This window comes from Clostridium gallinarum (assembly GCF_014836325.1).
GTDB lineage: Bacteria > Bacillota > Clostridia > Clostridiales > Clostridiaceae > Clostridium > Clostridium gallinarum.
This window is the reverse complement of sequence record NZ_JACSQZ010000011.1, coordinates 59,519-75,108: the sequence shown is the minus strand read 5'-3', so window position 1 is coordinate 75,108 and position 15,590 is coordinate 59,519. Positions and strand designations below refer to the sequence as shown.

The 15,590-nt window shown below is 26.1% G+C and carries 15 protein-coding genes and 1 riboswitch; all 15 genes read left to right on the top strand.

What is annotated here, in order from left to right; translation table 11 throughout:
• Positions 1 to 383 precede the first annotated feature (383 nt).
• Positions 384 to 1,079: a response regulator transcription factor gene (locus tag H9660_RS04895; protein ID WP_191749104.1), complete on the top strand. Its 696-nt coding sequence runs from the start codon at positions 384 to 386 to the stop codon at positions 1,077 to 1,079.
• Positions 1,066 to 2,487: a HAMP domain-containing sensor histidine kinase gene (locus H9660_RS04890; RefSeq protein WP_191749102.1), complete on the top strand. Its 1,422-nt coding sequence runs from the start codon at positions 1,066 to 1,068 to the stop codon at positions 2,485 to 2,487. Before H9660_RS04895 ends, H9660_RS04890 begins: the two co-directional genes overlap by 14 nt.
• An 80-nt stretch (positions 2,488 to 2,567) precedes the next feature.
• Positions 2,568 to 3,806 (top strand): hypothetical protein, encoded by a 1,239-nt coding sequence (locus tag H9660_RS04885; protein WP_191749100.1) that lies wholly within the window; start codon positions 2,568 to 2,570, stop codon positions 3,804 to 3,806.
• 157 nt (positions 3,807 to 3,963) lie between these two features.
• Positions 3,964 to 5,373, top strand: a complete 1,410-nt coding sequence (locus tag H9660_RS04880) for an amino acid permease (protein ID WP_191749098.1) — start codon at positions 3,964 to 3,966, stop codon at positions 5,371 to 5,373.
• A gap of 313 nt (positions 5,374 to 5,686) precedes the next feature.
• Positions 5,687 to 6,097, top strand: a complete 411-nt coding sequence (locus H9660_RS04875; RefSeq protein ID WP_191749096.1) for a peptide deformylase — start codon at positions 5,687 to 5,689, stop codon at positions 6,095 to 6,097.
• Between the two features lie 305 nt (positions 6,098 to 6,402).
• The gene (locus H9660_RS04870) at positions 6,403 to 7,002 is read left to right on the top strand and encodes a MurR/RpiR family transcriptional regulator (RefSeq protein ID WP_207729413.1); all 600 of its coding nucleotides are present in this window, start codon (positions 6,403 to 6,405) and stop codon (positions 7,000 to 7,002) included.
• Positions 7,003 to 7,233: 231 nt separating this feature from the next.
• Entirely contained in the window at positions 7,234 to 8,685 is a 1,452-nt protein-coding gene (locus H9660_RS04865; RefSeq protein ID WP_191749094.1) for a 6-phospho-beta-glucosidase, read from the top strand.
• Positions 8,678 to 9,259 carry a DUF6198 family protein gene (locus tag H9660_RS04860; protein ID WP_204572256.1) on the top strand — a complete coding sequence of 194 codons (582 nt, stop codon included), beginning with the start codon at positions 8,678 to 8,680 and terminating at the stop codon, positions 9,257 to 9,259. The genes H9660_RS04865 and H9660_RS04860 overlap by 8 nt, the downstream gene beginning before the upstream one ends.
• Positions 9,260 to 10,074: 815 nt before the next feature.
• On the top strand, positions 10,075 to 10,692 hold the full coding sequence (locus H9660_RS04855; RefSeq protein ID WP_191749092.1) for a DUF47 domain-containing protein: 618 nt from the start codon (positions 10,075 to 10,077) through the stop codon (positions 10,690 to 10,692).
• Positions 10,693 to 10,703: 11 nt separating this feature from the next.
• Complete coding sequence (locus H9660_RS04850) at positions 10,704 to 11,699, top strand: inorganic phosphate transporter (protein ID WP_191749091.1); 996 nt, start codon at positions 10,704 to 10,706, stop codon at positions 11,697 to 11,699.
• A 220-nt stretch (positions 11,700 to 11,919) separates the two neighbouring features.
• Complete coding sequence (locus H9660_RS04845; RefSeq protein WP_191749090.1) at positions 11,920 to 12,774, top strand: ParA family protein; 855 nt, start codon at positions 11,920 to 11,922, stop codon at positions 12,772 to 12,774.
• Positions 12,775 to 13,275, top strand: a complete 501-nt coding sequence (locus H9660_RS04840; RefSeq protein WP_191749089.1) for a hypothetical protein — start codon at positions 12,775 to 12,777, stop codon at positions 13,273 to 13,275. It begins immediately after the preceding gene.
• 192 nt (positions 13,276 to 13,467) lie between these two features.
• Positions 13,468 to 13,689, top strand: coding sequence for a hypothetical protein (locus H9660_RS04835; protein ID WP_191749088.1), 222 nt, complete (start codon positions 13,468 to 13,470; stop codon positions 13,687 to 13,689).
• An 82-nt stretch (positions 13,690 to 13,771) separates the two neighbouring features.
• Positions 13,772 to 14,515 (top strand): TatD family hydrolase, encoded by a 744-nt coding sequence (locus H9660_RS04830; protein ID WP_191749087.1) that lies wholly within the window; start codon positions 13,772 to 13,774, stop codon positions 14,513 to 14,515.
• A 65-nt stretch (positions 14,516 to 14,580) separates the two neighbouring features.
• Positions 14,581 to 14,688, top strand: a riboswitch (TPP riboswitch).
• 116 nt (positions 14,689 to 14,804) lie between these two features.
• A complete protein-coding gene (locus H9660_RS04825) occupies positions 14,805 to 15,590 on the top strand; it encodes an ABC transporter permease (RefSeq protein ID WP_191749086.1) in 786 nt (261 codons plus the stop codon).

The following is a 15,590-nucleotide window of genomic DNA, read 5'->3' as shown; positions in this document are numbered from 1 at the left end:
GAGAACTTCACGTACGGATTGATGAGAAGGCAGAGGAGGAGAGAAAATCAAATCCTCCGCTTTACTCTACAATTATATCTATGGATAAGTTGAGGATAATTTTATGAGAGCAATAAAGTTCGTAGTGTAAGAATTAGAGTTTTTATAATCTCCTTCCTTCAGTTTGTAAAGAGATAAACATTGTATGACGGTGACTTGGAGCGCATGCGACGGAGCAAGGAATACAATGTTTATTTCTTTTTTTATTTATATAAAAAGGAATAAATTGTATAATATAATAAGTTAATATTTAATAGTTTTGTTAACAACTTGGAAATGACTTGTTAAAGCATATTAATATTTGTATTTTATAATGTAAATTAATAAAGATGTAGGAGAATATAATGAGAGAAAATATATTAATTATAGAGGATGATAGAGATATAAGTGAGATATTAAGATTTTCTTTAATGAAAGAAGGCTATAAGGTAAAAGTAAATCCAAATGGATTAGAAGCAGAGGATGAAATAAAAAACTTTAATCCGGATTTAATATTACTAGACATAATGTTAAATGATACCGATGGTTTTAGTGTTTGTAGAAAAGTTTCAAAGTATAAAATTCCTATAATTATGCTTACTGCTAGAGTAGATATTATGGATAAAATATTAGGCTTAGAACTTGGAGCAGATGATTATATTACAAAGCCTTTTGATATAAGAGAAGTAATAACTAGAATAAGGGTAGCACTTAGGCTTAGAGAAGAAATTAAAAAAGTAATTCCTAATAAAGAAGAAAAGGATATCATGATAGATAATATAAAAATTAATGAAGAGTGTAGAATGGTGACTATTTCAAATAAAGAAATTCAGCTAAAGCCAAGAGAATTTGAATTACTACTATTTTTATCTAAAAATAAGAATAAAGTTTATTCTAGAAATCAATTATTAGATTTAGTTTGGGGATATGATTATTTGGGAGATACAAGAACAGTAGATGTTCATATAACTAGATTAAGGCAAAAGCTTGGAAGGGAATTAAATATAGAAACTGTTTTTGGAGTTGGCTATATATTAAAGGTAAAGGATGGTAACAATTAGAAAGAAATATGGATTAGTATTATTATTAATATTTTTAGCATCTACAATATTTTTCAATTTACTTATGGATAATTTTTTTAAAAAGGAATTTAAAAAGCTTATTAAAAATGATATGGAGAATATTTACCATGTTTCCTCTAAAAACTTAGAAGACTATATGACGTTAAATAGTATAGAAAAAAGTAGTATAAATATAAAAAGCTTTGATAATAAAATGATAAGATTTTTAGCTGAAAGAATAAATACTCAAGGAGTATTCTATGACCTTAATGGAGAAGTTATTTCAACAGGTACAAGCAATGAAAATATTATAGATTTGAATATTATAAAAGATTTACCAGCATCTTTTGATGAGGTAAAGAATAATAAAACTATCCTTGATATAGAAAGTAAAAATGGAAGTATGTTAGGTAAATTAAGTATTCCTATTTATAGAAATTATAGTGAGCAAATAGGTACATTGGTTTTAATTAAGGATTATAGTGAAGAGTATATAAGAAATACAAGTATAAAAAAGTTAGTTAATAGTATAGTTTTATTATTATTTTTAGCTATCTTTATTTCAATTTATTTTATATTATCCCAAATTATAAAACCAATTATATTTTTAAAAGATAAGCTTTCAGAAATATCAATAGGTACTTATCCAGAAAAAATAGAAAATAAATCTAATGATGAAATTGGAGTACTTATAGATAGCTTTAACAATATGAGTGAGAGATTAAAAATTAAAGATGAGCAAGAAAAAAATATATTTAGAAATATTACTCATGAATTAAAAACACCTTTAACTAATATTTCTGGTTATGCACAGATTTTAAGAAGTGATGATTTTAATGATGAAGAATTTAAAAGAAGTGCTTTAGATAGAATAATTTCAGAAAGTAATAGAATGCATGAAATGGTAGTATCATTACTTAATATATCAAAACAAAGTAGTGATTTAAAAGAATATTCTTTTGAAGAAGTTAACATTAAAAATATTATAGAAGAGTTATTAATTATAAAGTATCCCAAAATAATTAAAAGAAAATTAAAAGTAATAAGTAACATAGGGAAAGAAACCATAAAAGGAAATAAACAGTACTTAACTATTTTATTTAGTAATTTAATAGATAATGGAATTAAATATTCTTATGAAAATACTAATATAACTTTAGAATCAAAAGAATATAATGAGACTTTTGAGTTTTCAATATTAACTAAAGGAAGAAGAATTCCTGTGGAATTCAAAGATAAGATATTTGATCCATTTATAAAAATAGAAGAAAAAGGATTTTCCTCTAAGGATTCTAATGGACTTGGACTTTATATATGTAAAAACATAGTTTTAGGGCATAGAGGTAAGATAGAAGTGTTATTAAATAATGATGAGACAAAATTTATAGTAAACATCCCAAAAGATTAACATCTTAGCAATAACTTATTATTATTTTGAAAATAAGAGTTTATTAAAATAAAGATGAGATGAAAGGGGATAGATAATATATGAAGATTAAAAAAATATTTATAGGATTACTAATTATTACTTCATGCACTTCAGTAGGATGTTCAAACAATATATCAAAGGAAGATAAGATTATAGAAAGCATAGTTATTGATGGGGATACAAGGATAACAGCTAATGCAAATAGTAATTTTAATGTTACAAAGATATTAAAAACTGAAAATCTTAGCGGAAATAAAAATGGAGCAAGAATAAGAAAAGATGGAAAGTTAGTGGAGATAAATTATAATTCTGATTATGGAGATGGAGAAGGCACAATTTATCAATCACAATTTCCAAAGTTATATATTAATAGTATAGATATAGGTACTATCACAGATAAAATAGAAAATGATAGAAATATAGTTCAGTGGGAAAAGAAAGAAATAACAGGTCAGTTACTTGTAGAATATATGGGGGATATAGAAAACTTTAAAGTTTTAAAAGATAATAAGGTTTATATGCTAGATAATAATTATAACTTTAAAGAAATAACTGCATATAAAGAATTACTAGATAAGACTAATGGCGATATAACTAGATTTGAAGGAAGTTATGATAAAAACTTAGATATTTATTATTTAGATAATAGTAGTAATAAATTAGGAATAGTTGATACATTAAATGATAAGTATTATGAAATTAATAAGAAAAACCTGGGAAATATTGAAAATAAGAGGTTAGATATTTTAACTATAGAAGATGATAAAATTTATGTTTCTTTAACAGATACATCAAATGAAACAGCAAGTACAATAGGGTTTATCCAAAATAATAAATTAACAACATTTTTTGATGAAGAAAGTACAATAAAGGTTAAAGTTACAGGGGATGTATTATATAGTAATGGCAATATATTGTTTTCAGGATATGTAGAAGATAATTATGGAATATGGAATTATAATATAGAGTCAAAGAAGTTAGAAAAGCAAATAGAATTAAAGTACGATTATTCTTATTTTAAAATTAGCAAAGATAAAAATTTTATAGTGATCACAAATACAAATTCAAATAACAGTTTTAATATAAGCTTAGCAAGGATAGATAGTAGTTTGAAAATATCAAATATTAAAGAATTAACCAATTCAATTTTGCCAGAGATAAGTGAAGATAATTGGTTAGCTTTACAAGGATGGAGTAGTGAAGATAATAAATTTTATGTTGAATATGTTAATTCTAAAAAGATAGATGATGGTATAAAAATAGATGATATTTATTATGAAGTATATGAAGTTAAATAAAAAAATATAAAGAAAAATTATATTAAATTTAAAATTTATATAAAAATTTGCATTATTATTTGAAAATTATATAAAAAAGATGTTAAAATGGTGAAGGCTGTAATATAAGAGATTATAATGCGGTCTTTATTATTTTAAATAAAGTGAGGTTTTAAAAATGCCAGAAAACAAAAGCAAAAAAATCATGTGGTATAGTCTTGCATTAATGGCCTTTTCAGGGGTTTGGGGATTCGGTAATGTAATCAACGGATTTTCTGAATACAATGGCTTACAAGCAATAGTTGCTTGGTTAATTATTTTTGCAATTTACTTTATACCATATGCATTAATGGTTGGAGAATTAGGATCAGCATTTAAAAGTCATGGGGGCGGTGTTAGTTCTTGGGTTGGAGAAACTATAGGACCTAAATTAGCCTACTATGCAGGATGGACATACTGGATTGTTCATATGCCATATATTTCACAAAAGCCTAATAGTTTTATGATTGCAACAAGTTGGGCTATATTCCAAGATAGTAGAATCAGCAATATGAGTACATTATTACTACAATTAAGCTGTTTTGTTATCTTTGTAATAGCTATATATATTGCATCAAAGGGATTAAATCCATTAAAGAAGTTAGCTTCTTTAGCAGGAACATCTTCGTTTGTAATGTCCATGCTATTCATATTATTAATGATAGCAGCTCCAGCAATTACAGATGCTCCATTAAACCAAATAGACTGGTCTTTAAGTACATTTATTCCTAAATTTGATGCTGCATTTTTCACTAGTGTATCAATATTAGTATTTGCAGTTGGTGGTTGTGAAAAAATATCTCCATATGTAAATCAAATGAAGGATCCAGCAAAGGGTTTCTCAAAGGGAATGATTGCTTTAGCAGTTATGATTTCAGTTACAGCAATACTTGGAACAATTTCATTAGGAATGATGTTTGATTCAAATAATATTCCAAAAGACTTAATGACAAATGGTGCTTATTATGCATTCCAAAAGCTTGGGGAATACTATAATGTAGGAAATTTATTTGTTATAGCTTTTGCAATCACTAATATGATTGGACAATTTGCTGTACTTATAATTTCGATAGATGCTCCATTACGTATGTTACTTAACAGTGGAGATAGAAAATACATTCCAGAAAAATTATTTGTAACAAATAAAAATGGTGCATATGTAAATGGACATAAATTAATATTTGTTATAGTTTCTATATTAATAATAGTTCCTGCCTTTGGAATAGGAAACGTTGATGAATTAGTTAAATGGCTTGTAAAGCTAAATGCAGTTTGTATGCCATTAAGATACTTATGGGTATTTGTTGCTTATATAGCATTAAAGAAAGTAGGGGACAAGTTCCAAAGAGAATATTATTTTGTTAAGAATAAGACTCTAGGAATAATTTTTGGAGGCTGGTGTTTTGCATTTACAGCATTTGCTTGTATAGGTGGAATGTACTCAAAAGATGTATTCCAATTAATATTAAACATCGTAACTCCATTTATATTAATTGCATTAGGATTAATATTACCTTATATAGCTAAAAAAACAAATACATTTAAATAAAAAAGCGTTAAAATATCATATCCAGGTTCCGTCGCCAGCTCCAAGTCACCTTGCTATGATATTTTAACACTTTCAAACTGAAGGAAGGAAAGTATAAATAGTTAGTAATAAGTCATAACTTTTTATACTTTCATACATATAAAAAGGCTATCTTAGCAAATTATTATTTGTTGAGATAGCCTTTTATATATGTATTATAAATAGAGTATAATTTTATTGAAATAGTTTTGAGTTTAATTATGATAGAGTATAATCATAATATGTAAAGAGAAAATTCTTATTGCGATTTATTTATTAGAAAGGTTGATAGATTATGATAAAACCAATTGTAAAGGATATATTATTTTTAGGTCAAAAGTCAGAAATTGCTACTAAGGAAGATATTAATATTGTTGATGATTTAGTAGACACATTAAGAGCTAATTTAAGAGATTGTGTTGGGATGGCTGCTAATATGATAGGAGTTAAGAAGCGTATATTAGTATTTAGTGTAGGTGAAATAATAGTACCTATGATAAATCCAATTATATTAAAAAAAGAGAATAGTTACGAAACAGAAGAAAGTTGTTTATCTTTAAATGGATTTAGAAAAACAATTAGGTATGAAAAAATAGAAGTAGAATACTACGATAAAGATTTTAAGAGACATAAAGAAATATTTACTGGATTTATTGCACAAATTATTCAGCATGAGATAGATCATTTTGAAGGTATAATAATCTAAATTATAAAATTTTAGTATTAGTAAAATAATAACTTATAAATTTAGAATTATGCACAGTGAACCGTATCATAAATAAATGAGTTTTTAGTCTTAGGCATTGATATAACTTGTCTAAGGCTATTTTTATATGGGTAAATGATATAACGTTAGTAATATGAAATAATAAGTTTAGAGATTGATTTTCTTGATTTTGTTATAATAAAAAGAGCTTAAATAAATGATAATCAAATTTTTAGTATAATATAAATATTAACTTAGTTGTGTAGTTAAGTATATTTATTATTTATATTATGGAGGTATTATTTTTGATAATTGATAAATTAAATGATAAATTAAATTCTAATGATCATCAAAGTACAGCATATATTATTAGTATGTATGTAAAAAAAAATATTGATAAAATATATAAAATGACCATAGAGGATGTTGGAGCACAATGTTTTGTATCGAAAGGTCAAGTGTCAAAGTATGTTAAATCTTTAGGTTTTAACTCTTACGGAGAATTTAAAACAGCATGCTTAGAGTATTGTGATTCTCTTACAAGAAAAAAGGTTTTGTTTTCTAAAGAACTTAGTTTAATTGAAAACAGCTTCTATTTTACAAGTAGTATAGGTAAAATAATTAAATTCGTATCTGAAAATATTGATTATTCTATTCTTAATAATATTATTAAGGATATTAGTAGAAGTAAAAGAATATATATTTACGCACAGGGAGATTCTCGAGCTTTATGCAATTTAATCCAAAGTGAATTTAGCACGTTCTATAAAGAAGTGTTTATATGCGATGTTGATTTTTTAAAAGAATACACATTTAAAGGAAATGATTTACTTATTATATTAAGTGTTAATGGCCAGACGTTTTATTATAATAAAAGAATTATTAGAAGAATAGAAAGTGGCTAATATTAATATGTGGTTGATTACTTGTCAGCAGAATATTGATTTTTCTAAGAATAAATTGATTATTCCTTCAAATAATCAGATTTATAATGAATATGCCTTACGTCATATTATTGATATTATTATTTCTGAATTAAGATTGGAGCAAACAAGAAAGTTTCCGTAATGGAAACTTTTTTTACTTATCATATATAAGTATTTTATAATTATTAAAAAAACAAGGAGGATTATAAGATGGGATTTCCAAAGAACTTTTTATGGGGTGGTGCAACTGCTGCTAATCAATGTGAAGGTGGTTACAATGAAGGTGGCAGAGGGCTAGCTAATGTTGATTTAATGCCACTTGGGAAAGATCGTTATAGAGTTGGTACAGGAGAAATTAGAATGTTTGATTTCGATGAAAATTATTTTTATCCAGCACAGAAATCAATAGATATGTATCATAAATATAAAGAAGATATAGCTTTATTTGCACAAATGGGTTTTAAAACATATAGAATGTCAATTGCATGGACAAGGATTTTTCCTAATGGAGATGAAGAAAAACCTAATGAAGAAGGTTTAGCTTTTTATGAAGATATGTTTAAAGAATGTAAAAAATATGATATTGAGCCATTAGTCACAATTAATCATTTTGATTGTCCTATGTATTTAATTAAAAAATACGGTGGATGGAAAAATAGAAAAATGATAGATTTCTACGTTAAATTTGCAAAAGCTTTATTTAGTAAATATAAGGGATTAGTAAAGTATTGGTTAACATTTAATGAAATCAATATGATATTACATTTTCCTTTCGTTGCTGCTGGATTATATTTTGAAAAAGGAGAAAATAAAAAGCAAGTTATGATTACGGCAGTACATCATGAACTTATTGCTAGTGCGTTAGTAACAAAAATAGCTCATGAAATTGATCCTAATAATAAAATCGGATGTATGATGGCAGCAGGTTCATATTATCCGGAAACATGTAAGCCAGAAGATTACTGGAAATCAATTTGCGATAATAGAGAAAGTTATATGTTTATAGATGTTCAATCATGGGGATATTATCCTAACTATGCACTAAAATGGGTAGAGAAGCAAGGGGCTGTTATTCCTTTTGAAAATGGAGATAAAGAAATACTATTAAATAATACTGTTGATTTTATTAGCTTTTCATATTACTCATCTAGAGTAAGTAGTGAAAATCCAGAAAAAGCGAAACAAACGGAAAGCAATATTTTTGCATCTGTTATAAATCCTTATTTAAAAGCAAGTGACTGGGGATGGCAAATTGATCCATTAGGCTTAAGAATAACAATGAATGAGCTATATGATCGTTATAAAAAACCTCTGTTTATTGTAGAAAATGGATTAGGGGCAGCAGATAAAATAGAAAATAACGGTAAGATTATTGATGATTATCGTATTGAGTATCTTAAAGAGCATATTCAGGCTATGAAGGATGCCATTGATGAAGATGGAGTAGATGTAATGGGATATACATCATGGGGATGTATTGATTTGATTTCAAACGGCACAGGGGAAATGAAAAAAAGATATGGTTTTATTTATGTAGATAGAGATAATGAAGGAAATGGTACATTGAAGAGAATTCCTAAAAAATCATTTTATTGGTATAAAAGAGTTATTGCTACAAATGGTGAGAACTTATCTTTAGAAGGGTTGGATTTATATGAATAGAATTCTTATAATAAAGAAATTCTTAATAGTTATTTTGGGTTCATCTATTATGGGAATTGGAATAGCGCTAGCCTTATCTACTTCATTGGGTGCTGATCCATTAGCATGGGTTTGGGTAGGAACATCAAATACGTTTCATATAAGTATATTGAAATCCAATTTATTAATTGCGATGTTAATGCTTATGCCTCCTTTAATATTTGATCGTTCACAATTAGGTATAGGAACGATTATACAACCAATAATAGTGGGTATTTCTAATGAATTATGTCTTAATATATTACCTAAAAATGAATATAATATGGTTATTCTTTTATTAGGTCTTGTAATTTTAGGAATAGGTGTAGGTATTTATACCGGTGCAAATTTGGGGAAAAATAGTTACGATTCGTGTATTTTTTTATTAAATAAGAAAACAAAGATTTCTATTGGATTATTGAGAAGTGTAGGAGATATGATTTTTTGTACTATAGGGTTATTTTTAAATAGGCAATTACTTGTAGGACCAATAATAGCTATTATAATCATCGGACCAGTTATGAATCATACCCTGAAAAGATTAAATATGAAATGAGTTTAAAAAGTTAAATAACAACTCACATATTTCTATATTCTAGATTAGATGCTATGTAAGAATAGATATAAGATATTAGATGGAAAAACATCGCTTACATCTAATATGGGGAACAATACCACAAGTAAATGCCAAAAGAGATTTTAGGATTATAAATTCAATCAATATAAATGGAACACAATACTAATAAAAGAAATAAATATATATGTTTCTTTTTATAAAAATTTGATATAATCTAAATTAGAAAAGCTTAGTGTTGGTAACACTAAGCAATCCTTAGAACATTTATTTTGTTTTAGGGCTATTGGATTTAAACAAATATGTTAACAAAAAGGATGCTACTCTTCGTCGGATGGAGCATCTTTTTCTTTGCTTTTAACTTCAATATCAAGACCAAGAAATTTAATCTTAATTTTTAAATGATGTATAAAAAGATTATGATTTAGAACTAATCTAATATGTAGAATATATACAGAAGAATAAAAGGGAAAAAACCTCATTTAGAAGTGTTACGGAGAATAGTACTATAAGTAATATAAGAAAACTTATTTTAAATGATAAAACTAACTCATTCAAAGGTGTAAGTGAAGAAGTTCTTTTAGAAATTAATTTTTTAGTCTTAACTATTAACATTAATAGTTAAGGCTATTTTTGCATTTTAAAATATCAAAAATACTAAAATATTTTACATAGAAAATATGAAATATTTGTAAATTTAACATAGATTTAACATAAAAGAATACTAAATATTACGACAAATTGTGATAAAATATTTAGTGGACAAAATGAATACCTATTCGGAAGGAGATATAGGAATGATTAATAAGAAAATGCATAAATTATTTTCAATGCTTTTAAATATTTCTAATAATTTAAAAGATAGTGGAAAATATTTTTATGAGTATAAAATTAACGAAGAGAAAGATCTTGATGTATTTAGATTAAAAATGAAAGAGTTTGAGAATAAAGGGGATGATTTAGTTGATGAATTAACTAAAGAATTAATTAACCTTTTTATTACTCCAATTGAGAGAGAGGATATTTTAGAAATTGCATCTCATATAGAGAATATTCTTAACGGACTTGAAGAATGTGCATCTCGTTTTTACATATATAAAATATATAAAATAGACAATTATATGTTAGAATTTAGTGATTTATTAAATAAGTGTGTAATAGAAATACATAATGCTGTAGAATTACTTTCAGAAAAAAAGCTTACACAAATAAGACAACATACAATTAAAATTAAGGAATATGAGAAAAAATGTGATGTGATTGAAAGAAATGCATTAAAGGAACTTTTTGAAAGAGAAAAAAATCTTTTTACCCTTATTCAATATAAAGAGATTTACGAAATTCTTGAAAATATTGCTGATGAGTGTCAAAAGGTTGCAAAAGTTCTTGAAACAGTAATAATGAAAAATGCATAAGGAGATATAAAATGACATCGTATTTATTAGTTAGTTTAACTGTTATTCTTGCATTGTTTTTTGACTTTATTAACGGATTTCATGATACTGCAAATGCAATCGCAACTGCAGTTTCAACTAAAGCATTAAGTCCAAAACGTGCAATAATAACTGCTTCGTGTATGAATTTTCTTGGAGCAATACTTTTCACTGGTGTTGCAAAAACAATTGCTAATGATATAGTAGATGTTGCCAATATACCTGATTTAACATTAGTTATAATTGCTGCACTTATTTCAGCAATAGCGTGGAATCTTATTACTTGGTACTTTGGAATACCTAGCAGTTCATCTCATGCACTTATTGGATCAATAGCAGGAGCAGCAATAGTAGCAGCAGGATTTGGATGCATAAATTTAAAAGGCTTCTTAAATATAATTAAATCATTAATTATATCACCTATACTGGCTCTTGTTGTAGGATACATAGTATTTAGTCTTTTTAAAGTTTTATTTAAAAATTTAAATCTTTCAAAGGCAAATAGAGGTTTTAGAAGGATTCAAGTTGTTACAGCAGCAATTCAATCTTTTGCTCATGGAACTAATGATGCACAGAAATCAATGGGGATAATATCAATGGCTTTAGTAAGTTGTGGACTAGCTGAATCAGGAAGTATTCCGTTTTGGGTTCAAGCTTGCTGTGCGGCAGCTATGGCTCTTGGGACTTCAATTGGAGGATGGAGAATAATAAAAACTGTAGGAACACAAATTATGAAAATAAGACCTGTTAGTGGTGTGGCTGCTGACTTATCTTCAGCGTTAATTATATTTGGAGCATCACATATTGGACTACCTGTTAGCACAACTCATGTTATTTCATCGTCAATAATGGGGGGTGGTTCTGCTCAAAGTGTTAAATCAGTAAAGTGGGATACAGGTAAAAGAATGGTAATTACTTGGTTTATTACACTTCCAATATCAGCTGTAATTTCAGCAATAATATTTAGTATAATAAAAATATTTTTATAATTATTTTAAATAGCACAGTATAGCAAGAGATAGTTATACTGTGCTATTTTATTATGGGAAATTTATATTGCATCTAAAATAGTTAATAAAAATAGCTAGAAAATTAAAATATTATATTATTTTTTACTTTTAATAAATTTTATTAATCTAGTTCAATATATGACATATTATTTAAGTTATATAATAAAAATATAGAGTTAATAATTTTATTGGAGAGAAAATGAGTAAAGTTATAAGTTTTATAAATTTAAAAGGTGGAGTAGGAAAAACTACATTATTAGTTGCTACTGCTGAAATACTTGCAAAAGAATACAACAAAAAGGTACTAGTCATAGATTTAGATCCACAAACAAATGCAACTGTTATGTTAGTTAGTCAAGAAAGTTGGAAGGAGGCTAATAGAAATAATAGAACATTACATCAACTTTTTCTAGATGAGGTTGAGGGTACAGAAGCTTTTAATATAGAAAAATCCATTATGAAAAATGTAAGTAATATTAATAATGGGATAGAAAATTTAGATTTACTACCTTCAAGTATTGATTTAATTGATATTCATGATGAAGTATCAGGATTAAACGTAAAAAACAGAGTAGTTAAAATATTAAAAAAACAGATAGCATCTTTAGAAAATAGATATGATTATATATTGGTTGATTGTCCACCAAATTTAGGTGCAGTAACAATGAGTGGAATATATCTTAGTAACTATTATATAGTTCCAGTTATTCCTGATACATTATCAACTTATGGTCTAACACAAGTAATTAAAAAAATAGATATGAAAGCAAGAGAAATTAAAAGATTTGATGAGAAATATGATATTAAGCCTCTAGGTATTATTGTAAATAGATATAGAGATAATAAACCATACAATACAATTGCATCAACATTAGAAGTTAAGAGCTATAATGGAGAAATTCCTAAGTTATTTCAAACAAGAATAGGTATAAAATCACAATTTTCAAATATATCAGATATTGAAAAAGATAAGTCAACCATAAGACAAAAGTATGGACAAGAATTTAGTGTATTAAATAATTTAGTAAACGAGATTATTGGAAGGTGTAAGTAGATGGGGAAAATAACCAAGATAGATGAGATAATACAAAAAATTCAAAATGGAGTATCGAGAAATAATCTAGAAAATGAATATAACAAAGGAACAGTGACAAAAGCATATAATAAATTTCAAGAAACTCAAGGTTTAAGTAGTGATAAAAAAGAAAATCAAGTAAAAAATATACTACAAAATTTATTTGCATCAATAGATGAATCTGAAGAATATGAAATAAATATTATAATATCAAAAAAAACAACAAATAAAATTAAATCTACAAAAGAAAAAAAGAAATTAGATATTATAGAAAATCCATTTGAAATATATAATGCTTTGGGTAGGGATGAATACTTAAATAAATTAATTAAAACAAAAAGAGATGACTTAGAAAAGATTATAAAGAAATATTTCTCATTAAATAAAAAAGAGAAGAGTAAGTACACAATTAAGAAATTAGCAGATTATATTGTAAGTGAAGTAGAGAGAAACTTAAACATTGGTGAGTGTTTTAAATAGAACAAATACTAATATCATTATTAATTAGAGATATTAGTATTTTAATTTTGAGAGAAAATAATAGTTGTAAAAAAATATAAATATAATGGGTGGGAAAATGTATAAACTATTAAAAATAATTATAATTGATATTTTTATATTTTAATAATATAATATGATACAAAAATATTAATAACTATAAGGAGATTGACTATGAACAAGGGACAAGAAATGTTTTTTAATTTTATAATGCAAAATGTAAAAGAAGAAAGCAAAGAAAAAGCTAAGGAATTATTATCCGAAAGTTTTGGAAAGCAAGATGATGGAACATTTAATAAAGAGTATATGATGACTTTCATTCCTAGAATGTTAGAGTTAATAAAGCCTGAAAGTATTGAACAAGTAAAAAATATTATGATGAATCATAAGGTGTAGATACATTTGAAAAGATACCGTGTTAAAATTAGATACGGTATCTTTTTAAATATAAAATAAAAAGTTTATATTTGGAGGGGTTATGTATATAGATTGTCATACTCATTTAGATTTTTTTGAAGAAAATATAGATAAAGCAATAGAGGATATAAATAAAAATAAAATATTAACATTAGCTAATAGTATGGATATTGAAAGTTATATTCAAAATAAAGAGTATAGTAAAATGAGCAAATTTATTAAGCCTTGTTTTGGAGTACATCCATGGAAAGCTGCTGAGTATAAGGGAAGCTTAGAAGAGTTAATTCCTTATATTGAAGAAAGTGAGATTATAGGAGAAATAGGATTGGATTATCTTTGGGTAGAGGATAGAAGTACATTTCATATTCAAAGGAAAATATTTAATTTTATTTTAGAAGAAAGCATCAAAAGAAATAAAATAATAAATCTTCATACTAAGGATGCAGAAGAGGAAATATATAATGCTCTTAAAAAGTTTAATTATAATAAAGCAATAATTCATTGGTATAGTGGGGATATAGAAACTTTAGAGAAGTATATAAAGCTAGGATGTTACTTTACTATAAGTGTAGATGTTGGATATTCAGAGAAAACTAATGAAGTTTTAAGGAAAATACCAATGAATAAATTATTATTAGAAACTGATGGGCCGACAGCTTTAGAATGGGTTAATGGTGAATATGGTTATCCAAGTGAAATAAAAAGAGTATATGAAAGTGTTGCTGAGTTTAAAAATATAGCGTTAAATGATTTAATAAATATTATAGAGAATAATTTTAAAAGACTATTTAGTAAAGATAGTTAAATGATAAGAATTATTAACTGACTTGACATTTATACTTATAAGGAATAGAATGGAAGTATAAACTTAATATTTGTCTGGGGGGGCAGTGAACTGTCTGAGATAAAATTGATACTATTTTGACCCATGAACCTGATTTGGATAATGCCAACGTAGGGAGATTTATTGTTGAATATTAATATGCAAATTGAACTATAATACAGTATCTCTAATCAGAGGTCCTGTATTTTTTTATTTTAAGGAGGAATAACTATGATTAAAATAGACTATAAAAAAGAAGGCGTGACAATGGATGAAAAAATCGAAAAATATAGGAAATAAACTTGCACCTATAATATTTATATTAATTTTATTAGGTTTATGGGAAATAATAGTTAGGGCAGGTGGAATAGAAAAATATATAATGCCAGCTCCATCAGATGTAATTAAAGTTTTATTTAGTGATTTTAAATCAATGATACCTCATATTTTAGCTACTCTATATGAAGGATTTATAGGATTTATAATTGCAATTTTATTATCCATAGTATTAGCAATAATTATGGATATGGTACCTATAATAAAAAAAGCACTTTATCCAGTTCTAGTTATATCACAAACTATACCAACTATTGCTTTAGCACCACTTTTTATTATTTGGTTTGGATTTGGATATCTACCAAAGATAATTGTTGTTGTTATTGTATGTTTTTTTCCAATAGTAATAAGTATAGTAGATGGTCTTGAAGGAGTAGATAAAGACTTAATAAATCATTTTAAGTTAATGGGAGCTTCAAAGCTAAATATATTTATTCACTTAAAATTACCTTTTGGAATGATAAATTTCTTTTCAGGAATGAGAATTGCGGCAACTTATAGTATTATGGGAGCTATAATTGGAGAATGGCTTGGTGGAGATAAGGGGCTTGGTGTATATATGACTAGAGCAAGAAGTGCATACGCTTTAGATAAAATGTTTGCTGCTATAGTAATAATAGTAATTATAAGCATGGTGATATTTGGCTTAGTTTCTGTACTAGAGAGAATATTTACTCCATGGAATAATAAAGATAAAAATAATAAAAGAGAAAATAATTAA